This is a genomic window from Lysinibacillus sp. FSL W7-1291 (assembly GCF_038593415.1).
Taxonomy (GTDB): domain Bacteria; phylum Bacillota; class Bacilli; order Bacillales_A; family Planococcaceae; genus Lysinibacillus; species Lysinibacillus fusiformis_D.
In genome coordinates, this window is record NZ_CP151994.1 from 2,881,139 (window position 1) to 2,904,587 (window position 23,449).

Sequence of the window (23,449 nt, forward strand, 5' to 3'; positions counted from 1 at the left end):
TTATATGAATATTTAGTCGTCAATTTATACCCCTCCCCACTTTTTAATAAAGAGCTATTCGATCTAGCATCATCGTCTCTTCTACGTCAATGATGCCAAAATGGTATTGCCAGTAAACCTCCATCTGAAAGCCAATAGGTAAAAAGATTTCTTGGATTAGCTGAACTTTATTGATATTTTCTATTGTCTTTTTTTGATGAATGTAAAGCAGTAATTCATCATTTTCCTCTGATTTCACATAAATAAAACAATTTCTAAATATATTTTTCAGCGTGTCCTTTATCAGATATAATGCTTCTCCTGTTTGATAGAGTCTGAGCATATTAAGCGCAATAATTTCTTGCTCTTTCTTTGAAAAAGATTTGATTTTATCGCGAACCAGTTTTCCAAATACATTTGCTTCAATGTCTCTCAGCATAAAGCGAATATAATATTCCTTTTTATTCAAGCCTTGCATTCGATCAATTTCAGCTAAAAAATGCAATGTAATATCTAATAAAGCGTCTCTAAATGCTTCATCAGTCGTATGATCAGGATGAAAGAGATCTTTAAAAATATCGAAGTACCGATAATAGGGGTTTACTTCCACATGTTGCTCTATTGCCTGTGAATTTAATAGTTGTGGACTAAGCTCCATATAAGGTGAATAGATTTTGGCAAGATGAAAGTAAATATCCTTTGTTAAAAAGCCCTCTTCTTCAGCTTGTATAAGTAAATCCCAAATATAGTTCATAACCATTTACCTACACATTTATATTCAGTGAAATGCCTTTGGACTTCAGCAAGGAGAAAGCTTAAGACATCATTCGTCATAAAATCTCGCTCTTGTTTTGATAGGAATTGTAATAGCATCGTCTTTTTATGACTGGCATCTTCTGTTGCGTCTTTTAAAAATGGATGCACGAAGTGACGATTCTCTAAATGCCCTTCCAAAATATCTATTCTCAAAAGTTCAAGATTGTCTGCTGCCTGAAAGGAGTTTATCAGTCTAATTATTTCTCCTTTTGTTGAAACATTGACATTATATTTACTAGAAAGCTTGTGCATAAAGTGTTCATTTCGCCGATTCGAGACTAGTTCATAAGTCAATTTACCTACTTGTTCTTTTTCTACTTTAGCAACTTTAAGTAGCTGCCATACTCCTGATTGATCCTGAGGTGAAACAATGGTTAATTCGCTATCTGAACGTTTTATATATCTAATATTGTCTTCTTCCGCATCAATGAGATAACCATGTTGAGTACCTGTTTTTCGTAACGATAAGACATGCTCATAATTTATTCGATCGATGGCAGGGAATGGAAAACCGCTATTCTTAACCTCGTGACGCTGAACATTCCAAAGCGGAACCATATTCAATCGTTTTTGCTGCTCATATTCCTCTAAATCAATCGTAACCTCGAAAATTTCTACATCCTCATTTAATGGTGGACAGCCTATCAGTATGACATCAATGAACTTACTCACAAAAGGATGATTGATTGTTTTCCAAGGTAGGCCATTTCTTTGGAAGATTGAATAGAGGTCTTTAATTTTTTGCAAATAGCGATTATTTTTAGTAAGGCTCAGCTTTATTTCGACCAATCCCTGCGATGTAGCAAGATGACCATTGAAAATTCGTTGCTGTGCAAGTAAATGCTGTATTTCGATAGAATCACACTCTAAAAATAATGTCATGAGCATTGCAGGTTCATTATTTTTAATGGATTCAAGAAGCTTCTCCATGTCTATTTTTGTCTCTTCCAAATCTGTTGGACATATCGGAAACAAACAATCATGAATGGGGTCGACATCTTCTCGGGCACTAAGCGTTGTGTAAATGTCATATCTATTCTCGTAATCATCGATTTCATTAAAAATACGTTCTTCAAGCTTTTTGTTCATATCTTCTTGATAATCAATTAGATTTACAAAAACGCCACTTACAATATCCTTTAGTAATTGACGTTGCTCTAGATTTTCTATTTTTCGTAAACGTTCAAACATGAGCTCTTTTAACAATTTACTTTCCTTCTTTCATGACTCAGGATTTGAATGCTAACTGGCATCAGTTACTTCATCTACTGGAGGTTCTGCTTCATTAGGAAGTGCATTATCTGCTGGTTGAACCTGTGGAACAGGGTTTAATTTATCATTTGCATTCATAATCTTTCTCTCTAGTCCAAGAACTTTTGCCAGTAATTCTGTTTCTTGATAAATCTCCTGCGCAAGCGTATAGGACTCTATCGCTTGAACGTATTCCTGACGGGCATAGCTCTGATCCCCACTTTTTTCTAACCCTTCTGCCTTTAATTCTTTTTGAGCCTTCTTCAATTCATTTATTTTTTCTTCTGTATCTTCAATTTTTGTTTTAATTTGTGTCTCTCCAGTAAATGAAATGGCGAGTGCTTTTTTTCTAGCTTTCTCATAAATGGCTAAAGCCCCATTGTAGTCCTCTGCCTCAAAACGAAAATCTGCATCTTTTATAGCATCAACAATCTCCACAACGGAATCCATGTTGGCAATTCTTTGCTCTACTTCTTCCTTACCAAATCCATTAATGAGTTTGCCCTCTTTTTTAGCTTTTTCATAATGTTCTAATGCCTCTGTAAATTTTCCAGTTTCCGCTGATTTATCACCATTGATAATTAGTTGTGTCACTCTTAATTTTCTAGCTAGTAAATTTCTATGTATAGGATCTTTTAATTTTTTTGCTGCATTTCTTCCCTCACTATATGCAAGTAACGCTTCATCATAATTTCCGTCTTGAAAGTAAACATTTCCACTCTTTTCATGGTCCTTCATCTCGACTGTTAACTCTGCTAATTTTTTTGCTTGTTTTACTTGATAAAAAATCGTGCCGCCACCTACAACCAAGGCTAAAACTAATGCAGCAGCAATCATTTTTATATACTTCATCTTGTTTTTGTTCGTTTCTTGATACACCTTGTTCACAAATATGGCAGCAACCGTATAATTTTCTACAACTTTTCTTTGTCTACTCAACAATATTTCTTCCAACAAATCTGTATATTGTTCAGAATCCTTGACACCTTCCAAAGCGTCAGCCATCTCAATCTCACTGACATCTCCCCAAAAGCCAGCTGTACAAAGTAATAGGACATCACCATCAGTAAGCTTCATTTTTTTAGACACAAAGGGTTGAAATTTGTTTGGTTTACCTAGATAATTCAACAAATTCCCTCTTTCTTCATGCTGGCTAATATCTAATGAACGGTTCTGACTGTTTACTATTTCCTGTGCTAAACTTTGGTCTGTACTTTTGTAGGTTAATGTACCGTTGCGGAAGTGATACAGTCGCGAATTCCCCGCTACTCCAACAATCATTTTTGAGTAGTCGGAAACAACTATGACAATACTAGCCTTTAATCTTACTCGTAAGCTTTGCGCTTGTAGTATATTTTGTGCATGTCTAAGGTATTTATTGATAGCTCTCCTTGACATAGCTGGTTTTTCCATAAATTTTTCCAATATAGCCTTTACGGCAAGCTCTGCACTACTAATTTCCTGATCTGCATCCAAGCCCTTGACAGCTACCCAACAAGCTACATCGTCAAGTTCTGTATAGGCAAAATAGTCTTTATTTTGCAGAAAGGACCCTGCTTCAGATAAAAAGCCCGTTTTAAAGTCGCAATTTTCCTTTCTCATACGTCTCCTCCTTCTCTATTCCCTATTCATCGTCACCAAGTTTTTTCTAAAATCACGATGGTAGCATTATCTTGATTTTTTAAGCGTTTTTGTTCAACGGCTTTTATCATGCTTTGTGCTAAATCATAGGGTGGAGCTTGCTGAGAGAGAATTTTTTCCATTTCAACCTCCGTTAAAGCATCATAGATTCCATCACTAAAAAGACATACCTTGTCCCCTCTATTTAGCTGAATCGGATTATTTCCTGTATCCAAATTTTTAAAGCCTGCATATCCTAAATAATTGATTAATCTCTTTTTTAGAGGATTTTCCTGAACCTCAAGTTGCGAAATTTCACCTGAAATATATCTTTCGGTTAAAACTGACTCAAAAATATGTTTTTGGTTAATCTTTAGAAATTCACCATTTCTAAAGATCGTGAGAACACTATCCCCTACTGCCCCCCAATGAAGATAGCCTTCACTATCAATAACGGCCGTGACTAATGTTGTTCCTCCATTGGAGCCATTTAAGTTTTCCACAATCATATGATTGCTTGCTATAGCAGCTTCCTTAAAAAAGTTTTGTAGATTATTTAAGCTACTAAGCTTTTTAAATTCTTCTATGAAGGTTGTCACTGCGATCGTGCTAGCCATCCGCCCATTGGCTAAGCCGCTAATTCCATCTGCAAGCACCGCGATTGTGCCATATGTCGTTTCGGCAGTTGAGAAATAATCATCCTGCTCATCACGTCTTCCGATTGTTTGACCATTTCCAATATAAATTTTCCCTTTATCCATTTTTTGAGCAAGTATACTTCTTATTAGCAGTAACAAGATAAGGACAATGATAAAGATTAAGGTAATTATGTACGGCAATAACTTTTGGTCCATATGTCATCATTCCTCACTTTGATTGTTTTCCCATTCAAAGTGAACACCACAAAGTGGAATAAATAAAAATATACTTCTCCCTAGCTGTATCACATCATAGGCTGCTAATTCCGTTGGTGTATAAACGGCCTCATTATTTAGATAGGCTAATCCTGATGCATCTCCTGGCAGTAAGTAAAAATTACGTTTTTTAGGATCATACACAATGACTGCATGATTTCGCTTAGAGATGGAATTGTCCCCTGCAATGCGGATATGCATATCTTCTGCTCTACCTATAAAATTCTTTTCAGATAAGATACGATAATCTCTACCCATTTGCGGCCCTTCAATACAAACTAACCATCCTGTTACAGGATCTATCCCATCCATTTCTCCTAAGTAAGGCAATGTTTTATCATCTGCTTCAATGACAGGTGAGGAAGGACTATTTTGTCTTTGCTCCTGTTCTACCATCACGTTACAGTAAGGACAAATATTGCGATGTCTCCTTGAACTAAACATATGACCATTTGTACATCTAATCAAACTCATTTCGATATCCCCCATCTTTGTTACGAATTTTTTTCTCTATTTAACCAAAATTCGCGTATTCGCTATGTATATTATGTCTCCATTACCTAATGGGTAAGGAATCTCATGTTTTAATCTATTTTTTACGCGCTTATTAGCTTTTTTTAAGCCAACACCATTAACCGAATCTATATCCTCTAAATACCAAATTCCAGCTACACAATTTAGTACAGCATGCTCATAATTCACAAGAGATTCATACTCTGTTCCACTTAAATCAATATCCGCCTTGTGTTCAGCTGAACTTTTTCCAATAAGCAATGAAATTTGATCGCCAAGTTCCCATTCATCTATTTCTACTCCACGTTCATTAAGAAGAACAAGCTTTGAAATGTCCTTCTTAGCCATCACTTGAGTGATTGCCTTTGCTTCGTATTTAAGCGATACATATATAATGGCGAGTATGACTATTACCGTCCCAATAACGAATTTCAAAAGGACATCCTGATTCATCACAAAAACATATAAAATGAAAAAGAAGGCGATTGTGACAATAATGATATCGATAATTTTTATAAACATTTTTTTTCGTGTATTTCCACTGTAAGCTTCAGCTGAAAATGGCTCATACATATAATCACACTCCTCTCTTTTTGCCATAGCTTATTTATTAAAAAAACGTTCAAATAAATCCGTTGTATCCAATGGATTTTTCTTCGTTTTTTTATGAAGCGTTGAGGACATCTCCTTTGTTTTAGGATTGAAGCCAAAGAAATGTTCAAAGTTTTTTTCAATATTATTCATATTAAAATCTGGCTTTTTCTCTGTAGACTGATGTCCGTTTGAATGCTTTTCATTTTGTTGTTCATTTTGCCAGCTGGTACCTTTGCCATCGAGACGGGCATCGTAAGTCTCTTTCAGCGCTGGATCTTTAAGCACCTTATATGCCTCTTGAACCTCTAAAAAAATTTTCTCTGACTCTTGATTTCCACCACTCACATCAGGGTGATGCTTTTTGGAAAGCTTTCGATAAGCTAATTTTATTTGCTCTTGTGTTGCATTTCGGTCTATACCCAATGTTTCATAATGCGTTTTCATGTTTTCAACCCCAATTTAGGATTATTAAAAATAATCTAAGGAACTATAAAAGTTCCTTAGATATAGTAGTGTTTTATCGTGCTGCAATCTTAGACAGCGTAGCCGCCTTCGATTTTTGCCAATTCTGTTTTGTCTTTCTTTTGCTTAATAAATAAGAAGAACTCACCAATACCTTCAGTGTCACCATATCTTTCTGTATAGTCCACAACGAAAGCATTTGGGAAATGAATTTTTCTTACTACTTGATCAGCTGAGATCACTTCAAGTGTCACTTTGCGGTAGCAATCAGCTTTTTCAGCTGGTACTAATGACCATAATCCTAATTTCATCGTATCATCAGAATTATCACCATCAGTGGCAGTTAAAATTTTACCTTTTACTTTTAAAGTTGCCCCAACATCTGTAGAGCGCGCGTTAGAATCATTCGGTGTATCTGTCTCATATTCGACAGTCATGATGCTTTCTAACCCTAATTCAATTGCTTCTGATCCTTCTACTTTTAATACAAAACCCATTTTTAGTACCTCCTAAATTTTGTTGAATCGTAACTTCTGACTGTTCTAATGAAATAAATTTAAGTACAGCTATTCATTTCACAGTGCCATGTTTCATACCGACACGATGAAATATGTAATATTTTTCATTTTAGCAATTAGTCGTTCGATTCATATTTATGTTAAAAGATTTATGAATGATAAATCTTAAACACCCTACTTAAATAATTGAAAATTGTGATAAATAAATTGTTAGGCTTTAACAGCACTTGTCCCTTTAGTAATCGTGACCTCAAGATTTTTAACATTACCGTTAAATACAAGATCGATCTGACATAAGCTTGTTTTCTCATCAATGATGTAGCCAATATCATCTCCGTCATGAATGATAGAGTTTACATGACCTTTATCATTCAGCCACTTACTTTTTTGACTACTTGGATTATTACTAAAGAAGCGAACGATATTCTCGTGCTTAAAGTCACCAGATTGGAATCGAAGTATTCTTTCAATATACGTACTAACTTGCGTTTTATAGATTGAATCGAATCCATCTTCTTCCATTGCTAGACTTCTTGCTTTATAAACAGTAATACGTCTAATATCTTTATCCTGTAGTTGGGCATTTTCGGAAGAGAATACAAAACCGAAGCTTCTGCTGTTAATAGCGTCTTTAATATTATTCGTAAAACCTGAAATTTCCTTCGCCATCGTAGTTACAGCTCTAAGTGAGTTGTCTCCGGCTTCAATATCAAATCGAACTCCAGGGTAATTACGTTTTACATTTTTAAATGATTCCTTTAAATACTCTGGGCATTGGTAGGCGGAAACGATACCTGCTGCTACATAGCTAGCACCTACATAAACGCCTTCTATCCAAAGCTTTAAAATATCTTCCTTTTCTTTCGATAGACGAGCTCCATTTTCGGTAGTATGCATTCTCGTATCAATAACTACGCCTGATTTATCTTTTGGAATAATCGTAAAGTTTGGTAGGCATGGTATCGCGAACTCACTAAATTCTTTTCTGACAAGAACTGAACATTTATCGATCAGGCGATCAATCCCAGCAGTTGCGATGCCGTTGAAGGTAGTTTCTTCTTCAGCCATAAAGTTAAAGAAAATTTGAACCTTGTAATCTTTTACCGTATCTAAGAGGATTGATAAAGATTCCATTGTGTTACCCTCTTGCTTTGTAACCTTTTCATTCCCTTTGAATCTTGAACGGCTAACTTTCATTTTTCCAGAAGATTCTAATTCTAGAGCAGGTACAATGCCATACCATACAGTATCTGTAAAATCATTTTTAGCGTTAACCGTATTTAAATACGTGCGTAATCTTGGCAGGTTATTACTTTTCACAAGCATATCGAGCTTCGTGTTTGTCACTAATAATGACGGCTGCATCCCTTTATTTTTCGTAACATATTGATCGAAGTACATTTTGACACCTAATAGCTTTTCGACTAAAGGCTTGACCGTTTTTACAAATTCATCCTTTGCATCCTTATAGAACTCCAGGTATGTATTGTAATTTTGAACTTCTGTTTCAACATCAAATTCGGCTTTTATAGCTGGTAGAGGTGAGAACGTTCTCACAACTAAATCTTTTACATAGGAAGACGGCGATTCTGTAATAGCCTCATAGTCTTCTTCGAAAACTGTACTCAAGCCGTAATTACTATTTTCTTCAATGACCATCAGTTCTGAACTATTCGTTTGAGGTGCCTCAATAATTTTCAATTCACCATTATCACCAATAGTAAGCGTACCTATTTGTAATTTTTCGGACTCATCCTCATCTTGACTAGCACCTAATAATAATCTTGTTTTAATATCTTCAATTGCTAAAGGCAGCATCGCCATTACATTGTTGTAGTTTCTACTAGCTACTTCAAACATAAGATTTAGCTTGTCACCAGTATCTAATTTTTTCGGATCTCCCTCATCCAGCTTGTCATACTCACTGTATAGGTAATGAATTTCCTTACGAACTTGGCGAATATCATCCATGACTTTTTTAGGAGAAATCATGTCTAGTAAATTTTCAAATTTAAAATCTACATTCGTGATGCCCTGACTTCTTTTTGTATCAATGAGCGTAAATAGCATCTTTAAAAAATCGTTATTTTGGTCGATTGCTATTTCAGATATACAATCATCTTGAATTCCTTCAGGCTTTTTCAAAGTATACATAACCTTTTGATTTGCCGCGTTATAAAATGAATACACAGTAGGTGAAAACTTATCTAAAAATTCGTCGAAGCTTTTTACAAGAAGATGTTGACTAATTTCTTTGATCTTTTCATCACTTAGACTGTCGATTCCTTTTACATCGCCAACAAGCGTAATTAAATCCAATTTCTCTGGGTTTATTTCTTCAAAGAGCATTGTTCTGTTCGTTTGACTAATAATCTCCATTCATTTGGCTGTATATTACTACAGCCATCCCTCCTTTAGATAACGAATTTCGAGTAAGCATAAACATTAGTGCGTAAAAAATACAGAATTAGAATTGTATAACTACTTGAATCGAGCATCTTAAAAGAACATTTAGACACTTAAATTAAGTCGATATATACATTTAAGATAAAATTTTACAATAAAAACAATAATGTACTGAACTATGTACGAGAAGCTCTAATTCAACTTTATGCATTTTTTATACAAAATTCACTAATGGTTTTATGTATCACAAAAGTAACTATACAATACCTAAAATCAATGTCAATATTTTCTATAGAATATATTGTAAGCAAAAACATTTTAAGGACAGTTTATTAAAAATATTACATGGTAATAATTATGATATTTTTTAGGGAAATAGTGGATAAATCCTATTTTTTTATAAAAAAAACAACTAAAGGTCCGATTGCTATTAGGCCCTAAGTTGTTCTTTTGAATATCATCCTTTTAAGACTAAAATGAGTAAAAAGTATTAAAAATATAGTAATTTTGGTCTTTTAGAATTAATTTATTTAAAATAGTTCTTTATACATTTGAATTTTCTTTCCAAAATAATCATGTATTTAATAAAAGAAAGGGAAGAACATCTTTTTTTATGCTGCACTTGCAAGCCCCATAAAATAGTCAATGACATAGGAATGCTCACTTTTCTATTATATTTTCTCACATTTGTAAGTTTATCCTCGATTACTCTTTGTGAAACATCTAGTGGGACTTCGTTTGTTAATGCGAAGTATAAAGTTGCCATCAAACTATAAATATCTGTATAAATGCCTTGCTCTCCTTTAACGGAATACTGCTCAATAGGTGAGTATCCTGGTGTAGTAAATATTGGATATTTTTCCACCGTTTTATAATAAATTGCTGAACCGAAATCTAATAAGCAAGGTTTCCCTTGCGTATCAATTATAATATTATTCGGCTTTATATCCCGATGAATAATGCCTTTACTATGTAAATACGAGATGGCATCAATTAAGGGAAGGAATACTTCTTCATATAGATGATGCCTTTCGTGAATAGCATATTTATGTATATATTGGTCCAGTAATATCCCTTCATAATAATCTGTAATTATATATATAGAACCATTTTCAGTAAAATGATGTCTATACTTAACAATATTCTGATGGTTCAATTGTTGGATCATCAATGCTTCACTTAGAAATCTTTCCTTTAATTCCTGAAATTTTTCCTTTGTTGAGGGTACACGATTGATTACTGATTTGTTATCCAAATCACGTAACGCTATTTCCATTGGGAAAAATTCCTTAATGATTAGTTGCTCTCCAGTATTTATATGTTCAGACATATACACAAAGGATAATTTACTAGTGGCAAGAACTTGCGTTATTTTATATGTATTATGTAATAGACTGTTTATTGGTAAGCTCAATTCAAATATTGCTGCCTGCATTTTAATCTCCCTTCAAAAATCAAATATACAAATTAATGTAATTATATCAATTACTATATTTTTATGTATAGTTTGTACTAGCCTAAAGTGCGCAAACAAAAAACCGTTCAATATGAAGTGAACGGTTTTTTGTGGATTATGCTTTTTGATAGCGCAGCACTGGTGTACGAGCAGCGCGTGTTTCATCAAGACGAGATACGACAGTTGTATGTGGTGCTTCTTGCACGATAGATGGATTTTCTTCTGCTTCTTTCGCAATTTGAATCATCACATCACAGAATGCATCTAATGTTTCTTTTGATTCTGTTTCTGTTGGCTCGATCATTAATGCCTCTTCCACGTTTAATGGGAAGTAGGTTGTTGGTGGATGGTAGCCAAAGTCTAACAGACGTTTTGCAATATCTAATGTGCGAACGCCCAATTTCTTTTGACGACGACCTGATAAGACAAATTCATGTTTGCAGTGACGGTTATATGGTAAATCAAAGAATGGCTCTAAACGACGCATCATATAGTTTGCGTTTAATACAGCATATTCTGTAACAGCTTTTAAGCCATCTGGACCCATTGTACGAATGTACGTATAAGCACGAACATTGATACCAAAGTTACCATAGTAAGGTTTTACACGTCCAATTGATTGTGGACGATCGTAGTCGAAGTGGTATGTGCCTTCTTCTGTTCTCACTAGTACTGGTTTTGGTAGGAATGGAATTAAATCTGCTTTTACGCCTACTGGACCTGAACCTGGACCACCTCCACCATGTGGACCTGTAAATGTTTTATGCAAGTTTAAATGCACGCAGTCAAAGCCCATATCGCCAGGACGTGCTTTACTCATAACGGCATTTAAGTTCGCGCCATCATAGTAAACTTTCCCGCCTACAGAGTGAATAAGCTCCGCCATTTCGATAATGTTTTCTTCAAATAGACCGAGTGTATTCGGGTTTGTTAGCATTAATGCAGCTGTATCAGCACCAACGACTTTACGAAGGTCTTCGATATCAACCAAGCCATTTTCATCGGATTTCACAGTGATTGTTTCAAAGCCTGCTACTGTTGCTGAGGCTGGATTTGTACCGTGAGCTGAGTCAGGAACAATAACTTTGTTACGGTGACCTTCACCATTTGCCTCATGGAATGCGCGAATCATCATTAATGCTGTCCATTCACCATGGGCACCTGCTGCTGGTTGTAATGTTACTTCATCCATTCCTGTAATTTCTACTAAAGAAGTTTGTAAATCATAGAGAAGCTCCATCGCACCTTGTACTGTCGATTCATCCTGTAATGGGTGAACATTCGCGAAGCCTGAAAGACGTGCAACTGCTTCATTAATTTTTGGATTATATTTCATCGTACAAGAGCCGAGTGGATAGAAGCCAGAGTCTACCCCATGGTTTCTACGAGAAAGTGCTGTGTAATGACGCATAATATCAAGCTCAGACACTTCAGGTAACTCTGCAGCTTCCGTACGAACTAAGCTTGCAGGCAGTAAATCTGCTAGGTCTACTTCAGGTACATCAAGTGCTTCTAAGCTATAGCCAACGCGACCTTCTTTTGAAATTTCAAAAATGAGTGATTGATTTTCGTTATGCATTAAGAGCCCCCATTTCTGCAACAAGTGCATCAATTTCTTCTTTTGTGCGTAATTCAGTTACTGCAATAAGCACATGATTTTTCAGAGAGTCATAATTTTGCCCTAGAGGATATCCACCGATTATACCCTTTTCGATTAAGCCTTTATTGATTTCCTTCACACATTTATTCGTTTTCACAACGATCTCGTTAAAGTGTGCGCCTTGGAATGCTACTGTAAAGCCAGCTGCTTCAAAGGCATTTCTTGCATAACGTGTTTTGGCAATATTTTGCGTAGCCATTTCACGAATACCTTGTTTACCTAAAGCTGTCATCGCTACAGATGCAGCAAGTGCTAAAAGTGCTTGGTTCGAACAAATATTAGATGTTGCTTTATCACGACGGATATGTTGTTCACGTGCTTGTAATGTTAATACATAACCACGGCGCCCTTCACCATCCACTGTTTCACCAACAAGACGACCTGGCACTTTACGCATTAATTTCGTTGTCACTGCAAAGAAACCACAGTGTGGCCCACCAAATGCTTCAGAGATACCAAATACTTGCGCATCCCCTACACAAATATCAGCACCTAGCTTACCAGGAGGCGTTAAAATGCCTAATGAAAGTGGGTTAGAAGAAACAACGAATAAGCTTTTCGCTTCATGTGCAATATCACTAATAACTTGAATATCCTCCACTTGACCGAAGAAGTTTGGATATTGAGCAATAACAGCTGCTGTGTTGTCATCGATTAACTCTTTTAATGCTTCGACATCTGTCACACCATCTTTTTGTGGGATTGTCACGATTTCAATGGATTGACCATAGGCATATGTAGCAACAACATCGCGATATTCTGGGTGCACTGCTTCAGACACTAATATTTTCTTACGACGCGTATGACCTGCTGCTAGCATACCTGCTTCTGCTAATGCTGTACCACCGTCATACATAGAAGAGTTTGCAAGATCCATGCCAGTTAGCTCGGCAATCATCGTTTGGAATTCAAAGATTGCTTGTAGCTCACCTTGTGAAATCTCTGGTTGATAAGGTGTGTACGCTGTATAGAACTCTGAACGAGAAATGACATGGTCCACGATTACTGGTTTATAGTGATTGTAAACACCTGCACCTAAAAACGATACATTAGCATTTGTGTCCTTATTTTTTGCAGAGAGTGCTGTTAATTCTTTTAATAAAGCAGATTCTGATTTTGCTTCCTTAATATCATAAAGGCCTTTAAAACGGACTTTCTCAGGAATATCCCCGAATAATTCATCAACTGAGGATACACCGATTACGTCTAACATTTCTTTTTGATCTTGCTCCGTCATTGGTAAATAACGATGTTTCATAAATGTAGGTCCCTCTTTTCAACTATTATTTTGAACGCTTGTAAAACGGTGTTTCCACTGTTACTACCTTTAAGTGTTTCCCACGAATTTCGATTTCTAGCTCAGTTCCGATTGTTGCGAATTGACTGTCAATTAAAGCGTGACCAACATTACGTTTAGATGAAGGAAGCTGTGTACCCGTTGTCACTTCACCGATTTCCTTACCGTCCTTGAACACTTTGTAGCCATGACGTGGAATGCCTTTATCAATCATTTCAATGCCTACCAATTTGCGTGTAAGACCATTTTCCTTCTGCGCTACTAATGCTTCATGACCAATGAAGTCTTCTTTATTTAATTTCACAGCAAAGCCAATCCCAGCCTCAAGTGGAGAAATTGTTGCCGATAGCTCTTGACCGTATAATGGTAGCCCTGCTTCAAAACGTAGTGTATCGCGGCATCCTAAACCTGCCGGTACTACGCCTTTATCATGACCAGCATCTAAAATTTTACCCCATAGTGCTTTAATATCTTCTGGAGCACCGTAAAGTTCAAAGCCATCTTCTCCTGTATAGCCACTACGAGAAACTAATACTTGATGACCCGCAACTTCAACGCCCTCTTGGAAGCGGAAAAATTTAATGGCACGAACATCAGTCGAAGTAAGGGATTGAAGAACTTCCTCTGCTAATGGTCCTTGAAGAGCAATTTGTGCATAAGCATCGGACTGGTTATCAATCGTCACATCATATTGATGTTGATTTTCCATCATCCAATCATAGTCTTTTTCAATATTGGCTGCATTGACACATAATAAATAGTGATTATCAGCTAATTTATACGTTAATAAATCGTCAACAACGCCTCCATCTTCATAACACATGGCTGTGTATTGCGCTTGGCCATTAACAATTTTAGATACATCATTTGATAAAAGATTTTGTAAAAAACCTAATGCATCGGGACCTGTTACTAAAATTTCTCCCATATGTGATACATCAAATAAGCCTGCACGATGACGCACTGCATCATGTTCTTCTTTAATGGAAGTAAATTGAACAGGTAGTTCCCAGCCACCGAAGTCTACTGTTTTTGCACCGTATTTCGCGTATTCTTCAAATAGAGGTGTACGTTTTAATTCATTCGTCATTCTTTTTTGCCCCCTTATTGTTCGTTACATTTTTACTGGTAGTAGTTCGTCTGCTTTTGTATTAATACAGTCAGTGCGTATCGTTTCCAATCTTTAAAGCACCTGTGGACATAAAAAAAGACAGACGAACCCCTTTTCGGGATTCTCTGTCCTTGCACCTGAAAGTTACACCAGACTGGCTCGCAAGTTTTCACACTGCCAATCAGCCGGCTTTCCCCTTTGGTGGCTGTTATTGTTATACTACAGCTCTCTCCAGAGTTGCGTCTTGTACGAGTCCTTTTACCTGAGAGATTCATAGCCATTTACTACTTGCTCCTTCGGTGGCGTCTACACGCGCTCTCCCCGCACAATCATCCGCCCAAGATAGTTCTTGGTACTATTTAGTAGTCAATGAACATTTAGTTACTTATTTGTCTATATCCTAACATTAAATGCATTGAAAAGGCAATCATTTTTTAAAAGATAATAAAACACGAACATAATTTATCAATAACACAATCATCGTTCGTTTTTTAATCTTTTCACTTGAAATACTAAATACTCTAGAATATGACGGATAGTTCTACCTTCTGTCAATACTTGGATATGTCCTACCTCACGGTAAAACTTCCTTCTGTAATGATACAGGCTTTCTAGCTCTTCCTTTGTAGAGCTCTGTACAATGGGTCTGTTTGGATCATGCTGTATTCGTTTATAAATATCTTCAAAAGACGCATCTAAAAAAAACACTAATCCACTACGTCTCATAATTTTTCGATTCTCAGCATTAATGGCAACGCCACCACCTGTAGAAATAATACAAGCCTCATCTCTGAAATTTTTCAAAAATTCTGTTTCTATTTCTCGAAAATGGGCCTCTCCGTATTTTTCAAAAATCTGTGGAATTGTCATTCCCTGCTGGCGCACAATCTCACGATCCATATCATAATATGGCATCTTTAATAAATAACTTAAACGTCTTCCTAACGCACTTTTCCCACTGCCCATAAAGCCAACTAAATATATTTTTCGCAATTCGGATCACCTTCTTATAACTACGATTCTACACTGTCTGACAAAATTTGTCCTAATAAATTTATCGTAGTTTGAACATTTAATTTTTCTAGCCCATCATATGTTCGAAACTGCATTTCATAAGACATACAATACGCAAGAACAAAAGTAGTTACAAAAAATAATAATGCAATTGCGATCAAAAAAATAGCCCCTCTGTCATTTTTCAATAATTGGCACATAGTAGCTTCGCTCCTTTTGAATACCGCTAGTCATTTCAACAGCTACCGTCAGCATGTTTTCTGTATAATTAAATTGGCATTTATTAATTCCGATTAGCATGGGAACATGTCCACCATTTATTTGCTCACGAATAATATTAGGATAGCAATCAATATGATGGATTGTATTTGCAGTTTGAAAGCTCACTCTTTTTCGATCTTCCCGAATAGCAAACGCAGAGACATTCTGTAGAGAATGATTTACATCATAAACAAATAGCTCCCACTTTGTTTGTTCATCTGTTAGCATGGTTGATTTCATTTCAGCAAACCACAGCATAATAAGAACAAAAAGTTGAGATACAAGCACAAAAACAACCAATTGAAATATGGCTTCTATTAATGTATAGCCTTTGTCATTCACGGACTTCACCTGTATCTTGTATACATTTTTGGCGCAGTTCACGCATGTTTTGAAAACGGACACAAATTTGTTGTCCATCAAATTCCCAATGATACTCTACTTGTTCAATGGTCCTAGAGCCTTCTGTTTGCTGTACTGCCTGATATTGCTTTAAACCTTCATAGGCAGTTTCAGCTGCGATGAGTTCTAGTTTTTTATTTGTAAGATTCGTCTTCATCGTATAGGTAAGCGGTATTAACGACATACACAATATTGTTAAAATCCCCATAGCTAAAATGGTTTCTACAAAAGAATAGCCTGACTCATTCAACTCTAGCTCTCCCTCGTCCTAATGTAATAACGACCTTTTTCTTTCCTTGAGGGGTTTTAAAGGCAATGGTTCCAGCTGACATAACATTTCCTTTAGTATTATAACTAAGTGTATGAATAGAACTTTCTGCGTTCAAAAACTCCACTCCTTTTGGAAAAGGACGTTCATATAAAATGGTATAAAAATCTTTTTGAATAACATAACGATTACTGGGACTTATTATTTTCATTGCTATATATTGCCGTTCATTCATGCTATAGGTTTGAATATACTGAATATCTAGTTGCATTTGCGTAAAAAATCGTTCCAATTCCTTTGCTTCTGCTATTTTGAATGAAAATTTACTAACAATCGCTGTTAAACTCATAACAAGAAACAAAACAATCAGTATTTCAAGAATTGTAAAACCACCATTTTTATTATGTTCATCAGCTATTTGACCCTGTTTCCAAATCTGCATTGGCTAGTCGTACCTCTCCCTCATTCGTGATGACTATTTCGGCTTTATTTGGGCAAGTCGTTTCATGTTCTTTTAAATAGCCTTTCACCACTAGATCATCTAATGTTGGATAGGTCATAAAATCTACTCGATAGGCCTCGACCTGCCCTTGTACCATAGATATATAAGCCTTACAGCCCTTCTCATCAATGGTAGCGAAATGCTTCGTAACATTTGGAATCGTAATTAAAATAAGGATTGAAATGATTAATAAAACAATTAGCATCTCGATTAAAGTGAACCCTGCTTGTTCGTTGATACGTTTCATCTTTTCCCTCCTAAACTAATTCAATCATGTGATAGATGGGTAATAATAAACTGACATAGGCAGCTACTATACAGACTGCTATGAGGATAAAGAAGGTTGGTTGTACAAATGCTAATACTTTTTGCAGAAGTTGTTCCTGTTTTTCCAGTAATAATTCGCTATACAACACTAATTCTTTTCCTAAATAGCCGCTTTGCTCACCGTGCTCTACAAAAACAGGAAAATCCTTTTGAAAAACAGCTAGTCTCATTACGGCAAGTGTTAGTGACTCTCCAAAAATAACCCTTTCTTTTATGCGCTGCGAAAGAATTTGCAGAAAAGGTTGAAGTTGTTGCTCTTCTAAAAGTTGGAGGCTGGCTTGTAATGAAAATCCACTTTGCAGTAAGCTTCCTAAATAAGCAGCAAACTGTCTTGTTAATATCAGTCGCATATAGCGTTGAATAAAAGGAATCTTGAATAGGATGGTGAGTTGATGTGCAGTAGGCTGTCGATTGAGATAGAGACGAACAATAAATAAACTGCCTGTTGCGATGAAAATGGTGAGGATAACTACATCAGGAACATGTAATAACGTAGTGGACAACGTAATACTTGTTTCTGTTTCTGCGGTTCGGCCGGCTACCAGTCTTTCGATGTTTGGTAAAAAGATGGTACGAAACACCAAAAATAATAACAGCAAAAATACGATCAGCGTGACAGGATAGATCAGCAGCTTTATGAGCTTTTTCTTGGTCATTTCACTTACCTTTATTTGCTTAGCTACACCTTGTAAAGCTTCTATCATATGACCATTGTTTTCTGCTACCTTGATGGCCATTAAATAATGCTTGCTCAGCTGTAAAGTTTCAAGTATCCCTGCAACCCCTTCCCCTTGCTTCAGTTTTTCATCAATTTGCTGCTGCATATCTTCATGCGCCTTTATATGATGAGGCAATAGCATTGAAATGGCCTGAGGAAATAAATATCCTTCTTGCATTAACACACATAATCGATTAAAAAATTGTGCCTGCTCCCTTACTCGCCATTTTGTCGCCCTACTATAATAAAGCAAAACATTATGGATATATGTTTGTAGGTGCATAAAAGCTCTCCACTAATTCTTTTTGTCCCATTAATGTTAATTCATAAGGGAGTTCATAGTTGACCTTTTCTTTAATCGCAGAAATGGCTCTTGTTAAATGAACATCCTGTAAAATTTCATATACCGCACGGCGCTCATCTTGTACTGCTGAAGTCTGAACAAGTATTTGTGCCACAATACCGATAATCGTTTGATGAAGCTCCTCTATCGACACATCTAAGTCCATTAAACGATACAGGCAACGAATGGTATCTTTTGCATGAATGGTTGAGACAACTAAGTGTCCTGTTAAGGCAGCTTGGATAGCAATTTTTGCTGTCTCTTTATCTCGAATTTCACCAATCATGATAACATCAGGAGAGTGACGTAAAATGGCTTTTAGTCCCATAGCATATGTAACGCCCGCTCGCTCGTTCACTTGAATTTGAAGTAAATTTGCTTGGCTATTTTCTACAGGATCTTCTAAAGAAATCACATGCCGATTTAACTCTGTGGAACAATAGTGGATTAAGGAATAGAGTGATGTAGATTTGCCAGAGCCTGTTGCGCCTGTAAAAAACAGAAGACCTTGACGATGTTGCACAAGCTCCATTAAATTGTGTGCTGCACTTTTGGAATAGCTTAATGACGTTAGTGGGAATGTATGATTTTGGAGAAGTAAACGGATAATCAGGCTTTCTTTTAAAAAGACGGAAGGCAGTGTGGATACTCGAAAGGCGTATGGATTGTGTTCCATTGCTTTTTGAAAGGAGCCGCTTTGAGGTTTTCGTCGTTCACTAATATCTAATGCCGCAAGAAATTTATAGTAGGAAATCATTCTTTCTGCAAGTTCATTTGGGAGCTCACCAGCTTGGAGTAGCTTATCATATTTTCGAAAATAAACCTGATATCTTTTATTACCTGGAACCAGTAATAAATCGGATGCACCAAAATGATAGGCCTTTAGTAAAAGTTGCTCACATTTTTGTTCGACAACTGTTTCAAAATTCTGCATATATGCACCTCACTTCTAGTTCATTCGAATATGACCGCTCTATTCGTTATTTCCTAGTATAAAGAGGAAAATGCCACGAGAAAAGCCCTTTTCTGAAAATAAAAATTTGTTGCATATTTTCCTGTCAATCATGTTTTTTGCTATAAAAATGTGGATAAAGTGCAGTTTCCCACTAAAAAAGAAGATAAATGCATGAAAAAATTAATATTTATGCCGAAATGAACTGTACCTTTTTCAATAATACAATATAATAGAATGAACATGATTATTTTCCTAACACTTGGTAGGCGAACATAATTTTTTAAAAAAATTTAAAGAGGTGAAGCGCATGATCCATCCATTGAAAATTACTAGTACATTAGCCGATGAAACAAGGTACTCTATTTATGAGTACATATTGCAAGAGAAAAAAACAGTCACAGTACAACATATTGCTGATCAATTCGGCATCCATCCAAACGTTGCTCGGCTTCATTTAACAAAGCTTTCAGAAATCAATATTATTTCTGCGGACTATGTCAAAACAGGCAAAGGTGGTAGACCTGGACGTGTTTATAAAGCTTCAGAGAAAGGCGTATCTCTAACATTTCCAAGACGCGATGAAGATCGTTTATTAAAATGGACGATCCAATTAATTGAAGACATTGGACCATCTGCCTTAACGAAGTGCCAAGAAATTAGCTACCAAGACGGATACCAGCAAATGAAAAATTATATCAGCGCTGAATTAACATTAAATAATTCTCTATCCTTCGATGAAAAGCTTCAGCTGTTAACGGACAATGCCGCTTTAATTGGCTATATTCCACAAATTCAACAAACCGAACATGGCAAAAAAGTGACCTTCTCCATCTTCAATTGTCCTTTCCAGGAGCAACTTACTTCGCATTCTGATATTGTTTGTTCATTACATGAATCCTATTTAAAAGGTCAATTAGATGCATTGTTTACGAACAATGAATTTGTGCAAATTGAAAGTATGATACATAATTGCGATTTATGTAAATATGAAATAAACGTGACAGAAATCGAAAGCTAGATTAAAAATCCATTTGTTTGTCACAAAGACGGAGAAGTTCCAGTTTACAGACACCTTTCATATCATTTATAATGAGTAAGAGATTATTGTGTCGTGGGCAAAAGGAGGGGAAATCTTCATGGATAATATGTATAAAGTTATGGCATTCTGGACAGGTATTTTTGCCGTTATGTTCTACCTTGGTGGTATGAACGAGGTATCGCTATTATTCTTAGGTAATACAGGTTTATTCTTATTATTAGGCTTCTTAAACCTTTCAGAACGTATGTACATGTACATTTTCGGAGCATATTTAACTGTATTCTTCGCTGGCTTCACGTACTATACAACATTCATTCACGTACCTGGTGGCGGTCATTAATACAAAAAAATCGCGTATCTCACAACTGCTGAGATACGCTTTTTTATGCGCTTTGGTTATTCCTTTTTAAAATCCATTTAAGAAAGGATTTGTCTCCATTTCTGCGCCTACTGTTGTATAATTTCCGTGTCCAGGATAAATAATAGTATCCTCGGGTAGTGTCAACAATTTGTGATGAATGGATGCTAATAATACTTTTGTTGAGCCACCTACTAAATCTGTACGTCCCACACCTTGTTCAAATAACGTATCTCCAACAATGGCAAAACCGTCATTATCAAAAACATAAGAAATACTACCAGGTGAATGTCCAGGCGTAAAAACAGCTTGGAAAGCAAAATTACTGATCTCAAATAGCTGTTCTTCTTTAATAATTGTGTCTTGCGCTGGTGCTGCTACCCTATAATCTGGTAATGCAGCATATTTACTAGAGCCATTCTTCGTTGGATCTCCTAGCCAGCTAACTTCCTTTTCATGAATCCATAAAGGAATATCAAACACTTCGCGTACAGCATCTACAGCCCCTATATGATCAAAATGGGCATGTGTTAAAAAGATAGCAAGTGGTTTTAAGCCATTGCTACGAATTGTTTTAATAAGACGCTCTGCTTCCTCACCTGGATCAAATATAATACATTCTTTTTCTTTATTCGATACGATATAGCAATTCGTTTGAACAGGTCCAAGAGAATAACTTCGTACGTTCATCATAGTGATCACCTCAACTTTCTATTATACAGGCTTTGCCACAATTTGACGATAAATGTTCATAGTTTACGCTATTTTAGTTCTCGACAAAAACAAACAGAACGTTTACAATTAAGGAGGAATATTGTTTGCGACATTCATTTTCTGATGTCGAAAGGAGTGTCTATTTTTAATGAACTTATTAATGGTTATTTTTGGTCTAGTAGCGATTTTAGCTGTAGTTGGTACATTCCAAGCAATTAAAGAAAAGAACCTATTAAGCGTTGTTTTCAACTTATTAAGTGCCGCTGTATTTGGATGGTTCGTCATCATGACGATTGTTCACAGTGGGTATCCACCACAATTACACTAAAATTCAGACAAAAAGGAGCAGTCTCCCTGGAGATTGCTCTTTTTTTGTATTTATTATTTATTTAATTTAAGAAATCGTTTCTTACCAATTTGAATGACATCATCATTCATTAGTACAAGTGATAAATCATCCATTACTATTTTTTCTCCATTCAAGGATACTCCATTTTGCTTGATTAACCGCAGAAATTCACTCTTACTATGAATATAATCCATTGCCACTAGTTGTGGGATAATATCCACTATTCTTTCCTTATCAATTTCTAGGAGCAGTATAGGAATATTTTTTGGTATTTCCTTTCTTTGAAATGCAGCTTGGAAATAGGATTTAGCTTCCTCCATTGCTGTAGTCCCATGGTATAAGGCCGTTATAATTTCTGCTAACTGTAATTTTACATCACGGGGATTCTCTCCCATTTGCAGTCTATCTTGAATGGTTTGCACTTGTAGTGGATGCTCATCTGTTGCTAGTTCAAAATATTTGATGAGTAAGGCATCTGGTACTTCCATTACCTTTTTAAACATGACCTCTGGCGCTTCACTGACACCAATATAATTGCCAAGGCTCTTACTCATTTTTTCAATGCCATCTAAACCTTCGAGTAATGGCATAAAAATGGCAATTTGTTTTTCTAACCGCCGTTGCTTTTGTAAGGTGCGGCCCATTAAAATATTGAATGTTTGATCTGTTCCCCCTAATTCAATATCGGCCTGTAGCTCTACCGAATCATATGCTTGCATAAGCGGGTAGAAAAATTCGTGGATGCCAATTGGTATTTGCTGACGGTACCGTTTTTGAAAGTCCTCACGTTCTAACAGTCGAGCAACGGATGTCGTGGCTGCCAGCTGAATGACTTCTTCAAATGACAGCTTTGCTAACCATTCACTATTGAAACGAATAGTTGTCTTGTTCATATCTATCACTTTAAAAATTTGCTCACAGTATGTTTTAGCGTTTTGCTTGACCATGTCATCACTTAACGCGACACGGCCTTTTGCTTTACCCGTTGGATCACCAATACGCCCTGTAAAATCACCGATAACAATGACCGCCTGATGCCCTAAATCCTGCATTTGCTTTATTTTCCGTAGAACGACTGCATGCCCTAAATGAATATCCGGGGCGGACGGATCAAGCCCTAACTTAATGATTAAAGGCTTCTGCTCCTTATAGGATCGCTCTAATTTTTCGAGTAATTCCTGCTCATCAACGATTTGATGAGCACCCTTCTTAATTATCGCTAATTGCTCTTTTGGTGTTAAAAACATATGAAACATCTCCTTGTAATATTAAATATTAATATTGCAAGCCCTATAAGAGTTCACTAATCAACTACGCCTCAGCGTAAGAGGACGGCCAAATCAAGATAAACACTTGGGCTGTAAAGGCATAAAAAAAGCCCTTAGGAATAATCCTAAGGACGTTCATGAACGTGTTACCACCTTTTTTCGAGAGCTATTCACACAGCCCTCCTCAATAAGTACAGCCATAGCGATACTTTTGCAATGATTACGGATGCAACCCCGTCGTAGCCTACTAAAATTTCGGTACGCAGCTCCAAGATGTATTCACTTTAATATCCCTTGCGCCTCTCAGCAACCGGCTACTCTCTGTCAGTTCGAT

25 protein-coding genes, 1 riboswitch and 1 other annotated feature (1 of these 27 only partly in view) are annotated in these 23,449 nt (G+C 36.2%); of the genes, 3 read left to right on the top strand and 22 right to left on the bottom strand.

Features of this window, described 5'->3' with window-relative positions; translation table 11 throughout:
- Nucleotides 1-43 precede the first annotated feature (43 nt).
- The 20 genes from NST76_RS13965 to comGA form a co-directional block, all read right to left on the bottom strand.
- On the bottom strand, nt 44-739 hold the full coding sequence (locus NST76_RS13965) for a hypothetical protein (protein ID WP_036120178.1): 696 nt from the start codon (nt 737-739) through the stop codon (nt 44-46).
- Nucleotides 730-2,001, bottom strand: a complete 1,272-nt coding sequence (locus NST76_RS13970) for a normocyte-binding protein (protein WP_342544051.1) — start codon at nt 1,999-2,001, stop codon at nt 730-732. The genes NST76_RS13965 and NST76_RS13970 overlap by 10 nt, the downstream gene beginning before the upstream one ends.
- A gap of 36 nt (nt 2,002-2,037) precedes the next feature.
- The gene (locus NST76_RS13975) at nt 2,038-3,648 is read right to left on the bottom strand and encodes a serine/threonine protein phosphatase (protein ID WP_244504892.1); all 1,611 of its coding nucleotides are present in this window, start codon (nt 3,646-3,648) and stop codon (nt 2,038-2,040) included.
- Nucleotides 3,649-3,680: 32 nt separating this feature from the next.
- Nucleotides 3,681-4,520 carry a protein phosphatase 2C domain-containing protein gene (locus NST76_RS13980; RefSeq protein ID WP_036120181.1) on the bottom strand — a complete coding sequence of 280 codons (840 nt, stop codon included), beginning with the start codon at nt 4,518-4,520 and terminating at the stop codon, nt 3,681-3,683.
- Nucleotides 4,521-4,526: 6 nt separating this feature from the next.
- On the bottom strand, nt 4,527-5,054 hold the full coding sequence (locus tag NST76_RS13985) for an FHA domain-containing protein (RefSeq protein WP_036120184.1): 528 nt from the start codon (nt 5,052-5,054) through the stop codon (nt 4,527-4,529).
- 36 nt (nt 5,055-5,090) lie between these two features.
- Complete coding sequence (locus NST76_RS13990; RefSeq protein ID WP_342544052.1) at nt 5,091-5,666, bottom strand: FHA domain-containing protein; 576 nt, start codon at nt 5,664-5,666, stop codon at nt 5,091-5,093.
- A 30-nt stretch (nt 5,667-5,696) separates the two neighbouring features.
- Nucleotides 5,697-6,131 carry a DnaJ domain-containing protein gene (locus NST76_RS13995; RefSeq protein ID WP_036120190.1) on the bottom strand — a complete coding sequence of 145 codons (435 nt, stop codon included), beginning with the start codon at nt 6,129-6,131 and terminating at the stop codon, nt 5,697-5,699.
- An 89-nt stretch (nt 6,132-6,220) separates the two neighbouring features.
- Nucleotides 6,221-6,646, bottom strand: coding sequence for a hypothetical protein (locus NST76_RS14000; RefSeq protein ID WP_036120193.1), 426 nt, complete (start codon nt 6,644-6,646; stop codon nt 6,221-6,223).
- A 231-nt stretch (nt 6,647-6,877) separates the two neighbouring features.
- Nucleotides 6,878-9,046 carry a transcriptional regulator gene (locus tag NST76_RS14005; protein WP_338651478.1) on the bottom strand — a complete coding sequence of 723 codons (2,169 nt, stop codon included), beginning with the start codon at nt 9,044-9,046 and terminating at the stop codon, nt 6,878-6,880.
- A gap of 553 nt (nt 9,047-9,599) precedes the next feature.
- Nucleotides 9,600-10,508 carry a serine/threonine-protein kinase gene (locus NST76_RS14010; protein WP_089934850.1) on the bottom strand — a complete coding sequence of 303 codons (909 nt, stop codon included), beginning with the start codon at nt 10,506-10,508 and terminating at the stop codon, nt 9,600-9,602.
- Between the two features lie 136 nt (nt 10,509-10,644).
- Complete coding sequence (gene gcvPB, locus NST76_RS14015; RefSeq protein ID WP_089934849.1) at nt 10,645-12,108, bottom strand: aminomethyl-transferring glycine dehydrogenase subunit GcvPB; 1,464 nt, start codon at nt 12,106-12,108, stop codon at nt 10,645-10,647.
- Nucleotides 12,101-13,447: an aminomethyl-transferring glycine dehydrogenase subunit GcvPA gene (gcvPA, locus tag NST76_RS14020; RefSeq protein ID WP_342544054.1), complete on the bottom strand. Its 1,347-nt coding sequence runs from the start codon at nt 13,445-13,447 to the stop codon at nt 12,101-12,103. Before gcvPA ends, gcvPB begins: the two co-directional genes overlap by 8 nt.
- 25 nt (nt 13,448-13,472) lie before the next feature.
- Complete coding sequence (gene gcvT / locus NST76_RS14025; RefSeq protein WP_089934847.1) at nt 13,473-14,576, bottom strand: glycine cleavage system aminomethyltransferase GcvT; 1,104 nt, start codon at nt 14,574-14,576, stop codon at nt 13,473-13,475.
- A gap of 261 nt (nt 14,577-14,837) precedes the next feature.
- A riboswitch (glycine riboswitch) is annotated at nt 14,838-14,930 on the bottom strand.
- A gap of 144 nt (nt 14,931-15,074) precedes the next feature.
- Nucleotides 15,075-15,590, bottom strand: a complete 516-nt coding sequence (locus NST76_RS14030) for a shikimate kinase (RefSeq protein ID WP_036120210.1) — start codon at nt 15,588-15,590, stop codon at nt 15,075-15,077.
- Nucleotides 15,591-15,788: 198 nt separating this feature from the next.
- Nucleotides 15,789-16,214 (bottom strand): competence type IV pilus minor pilin ComGF, encoded by a 426-nt coding sequence (gene comGF, locus NST76_RS14035; protein ID WP_089934845.1) that lies wholly within the window; start codon nt 16,212-16,214, stop codon nt 15,789-15,791.
- A complete protein-coding gene (locus NST76_RS14040) occupies nt 16,207-16,524 on the bottom strand; it encodes a type II secretion system protein (protein ID WP_036120217.1) in 318 nt (105 codons plus the stop codon). The genes comGF and NST76_RS14040 overlap by 8 nt, the downstream gene beginning before the upstream one ends.
- Nucleotides 16,517-16,984 carry a competence type IV pilus minor pilin ComGD gene (comGD, locus tag NST76_RS14045; RefSeq protein ID WP_051891606.1) on the bottom strand — a complete coding sequence of 156 codons (468 nt, stop codon included), beginning with the start codon at nt 16,982-16,984 and terminating at the stop codon, nt 16,517-16,519. The genes NST76_RS14040 and comGD overlap by 8 nt, the downstream gene beginning before the upstream one ends.
- Nucleotides 16,953-17,291, bottom strand: coding sequence for a competence type IV pilus major pilin ComGC (comGC, locus tag NST76_RS14050; RefSeq protein ID WP_089934844.1), 339 nt, complete (start codon nt 17,289-17,291; stop codon nt 16,953-16,955). Before comGC ends, comGD begins: the two co-directional genes overlap by 32 nt.
- 10 nt (nt 17,292-17,301) lie before the next feature.
- On the bottom strand, nt 17,302-18,372 hold the full coding sequence (gene comGB, locus NST76_RS14055; RefSeq protein ID WP_036120223.1) for a competence type IV pilus assembly protein ComGB: 1,071 nt from the start codon (nt 18,370-18,372) through the stop codon (nt 17,302-17,304).
- Nucleotides 18,347-19,366, bottom strand: a complete 1,020-nt coding sequence (gene comGA, locus NST76_RS14060; RefSeq protein WP_036120226.1) for a competence type IV pilus ATPase ComGA — start codon at nt 19,364-19,366, stop codon at nt 18,347-18,349. The genes comGB and comGA overlap by 26 nt, the downstream gene beginning before the upstream one ends.
- 328 nt (nt 19,367-19,694) lie before the next feature.
- Here comGA and NST76_RS14065 point away from each other — a divergent pair, with 328 nt between their 5' ends.
- Nucleotides 19,695-20,405 (top strand): helix-turn-helix domain-containing protein, encoded by a 711-nt coding sequence (locus tag NST76_RS14065; protein ID WP_036120229.1) that lies wholly within the window; start codon nt 19,695-19,697, stop codon nt 20,403-20,405.
- 118 nt (nt 20,406-20,523) lie between these two features.
- Nucleotides 20,524-20,766, top strand: coding sequence for a DUF2626 family protein (locus NST76_RS14070; RefSeq protein ID WP_004231035.1), 243 nt, complete (start codon nt 20,524-20,526; stop codon nt 20,764-20,766).
- A gap of 66 nt (nt 20,767-20,832) precedes the next feature.
- On the opposite strand, the gene NST76_RS14075 is transcribed toward NST76_RS14070, so the two are convergent.
- Complete coding sequence (locus tag NST76_RS14075; protein WP_036120235.1) at nt 20,833-21,477, bottom strand: MBL fold metallo-hydrolase; 645 nt, start codon at nt 21,475-21,477, stop codon at nt 20,833-20,835.
- A 169-nt stretch (nt 21,478-21,646) separates the two neighbouring features.
- Between NST76_RS14075 and NST76_RS14080 the strand changes: the two genes are divergently transcribed.
- Entirely contained in the window at nt 21,647-21,826 is a 180-nt protein-coding gene (locus NST76_RS14080) for a DUF2759 domain-containing protein (RefSeq protein WP_036120238.1), read from the top strand.
- Nucleotides 21,827-21,879: 53 nt separating this feature from the next.
- Here the strand turns inward: NST76_RS14080 and tyrS are convergent, their stop codons facing one another.
- The gene (gene tyrS, locus NST76_RS14085) at nt 21,880-23,094 is read right to left on the bottom strand and encodes a tyrosine--tRNA ligase (RefSeq protein ID WP_058844131.1); all 1,215 of its coding nucleotides are present in this window, start codon (nt 23,092-23,094) and stop codon (nt 21,880-21,882) included.
- 145 nt (nt 23,095-23,239) lie between these two features.
- Nucleotides 23,240-23,449: a binding site (T-box leader), on the bottom strand; it runs 31 nt beyond the window's last position.

Coding starts and splice junctions, on each gene's coding strand:
- NST76_RS13965 (WP_036120178.1), bottom strand. CDS start 739: ATGGTTATGAACTATATTTGGGATTTACTTATACAAGCTGAAGAAGAG.
- NST76_RS13975 (WP_244504892.1), bottom strand. CDS start 3,648: ATGAGAAAGGAAAATTGCGACTTTAAAACGGGCTTTTTATCTGAAGCA.
- NST76_RS13980 (WP_036120181.1), bottom strand. CDS start 4,520: ATGGACCAAAAGTTATTGCCGTACATAATTACCTTAATCTTTATCATT.
- NST76_RS13985 (WP_036120184.1), bottom strand. CDS start 5,054: ATGAGTTTGATTAGATGTACAAATGGTCATATGTTTAGTTCAAGGAGA.
- NST76_RS13990 (WP_342544052.1), bottom strand. CDS start 5,666: ATGTATGAGCCATTTTCAGCTGAAGCTTACAGTGGAAATACACGAAAA.
- NST76_RS13995 (WP_036120190.1), bottom strand. CDS start 6,131: ATGAAAACGCATTATGAAACATTGGGTATAGACCGAAATGCAACACAA.
- NST76_RS14000 (WP_036120193.1), bottom strand. CDS start 6,646: ATGGGTTTTGTATTAAAAGTAGAAGGATCAGAAGCAATTGAATTAGGG.
- NST76_RS14005 (WP_338651478.1), bottom strand. CDS start 9,046: ATGGAGATTATTAGTCAAACGAACAGAACAATGCTCTTTGAAGAAATA.
- NST76_RS14010 (WP_089934850.1), bottom strand. CDS start 10,508: ATGCAGGCAGCAATATTTGAATTGAGCTTACCAATAAACAGTCTATTA.
- gcvPB (WP_089934849.1), bottom strand. CDS start 12,108: ATGCATAACGAAAATCAATCACTCATTTTTGAAATTTCAAAAGAAGGT.
- gcvPA (WP_342544054.1), bottom strand. CDS start 13,447: ATGAAACATCGTTATTTACCAATGACGGAGCAAGATCAAAAAGAAATG.
- gcvT (WP_089934847.1), bottom strand. CDS start 14,576: ATGACGAATGAATTAAAACGTACACCTCTATTTGAAGAATACGCGAAA.
- comGD (WP_051891606.1), bottom strand. CDS start 16,984: ATGCAGATTTGGAAACAGGGTCAAATAGCTGATGAACATAATAAAAAT.
- comGC (WP_089934844.1), bottom strand. CDS start 17,291: ATGAAACGTATCAACGAACAAGCAGGGTTCACTTTAATCGAGATGCTA.
- comGB (WP_036120223.1), bottom strand. CDS start 18,372: ATGCACCTACAAACATATATCCATAATGTTTTGCTTTATTATAGTAGG.
- comGA (WP_036120226.1), bottom strand. CDS start 19,366: ATGCAGAATTTTGAAACAGTTGTCGAACAAAAATGTGAGCAACTTTTA.
- NST76_RS14065 (WP_036120229.1), top strand. CDS start 19,695: ATGATCCATCCATTGAAAATTACTAGTACATTAGCCGATGAAACAAGG.
- NST76_RS14070 (WP_004231035.1), top strand. CDS start 20,524: ATGGATAATATGTATAAAGTTATGGCATTCTGGACAGGTATTTTTGCC.
- NST76_RS14075 (WP_036120235.1), bottom strand. CDS start 21,477: ATGATGAACGTACGAAGTTATTCTCTTGGACCTGTTCAAACGAATTGC.
- NST76_RS14080 (WP_036120238.1), top strand. CDS start 21,647: ATGAACTTATTAATGGTTATTTTTGGTCTAGTAGCGATTTTAGCTGTA.
- tyrS (WP_058844131.1), bottom strand. CDS start 23,094: ATGTTTTTAACACCAAAAGAGCAATTAGCGATAATTAAGAAGGGTGCT.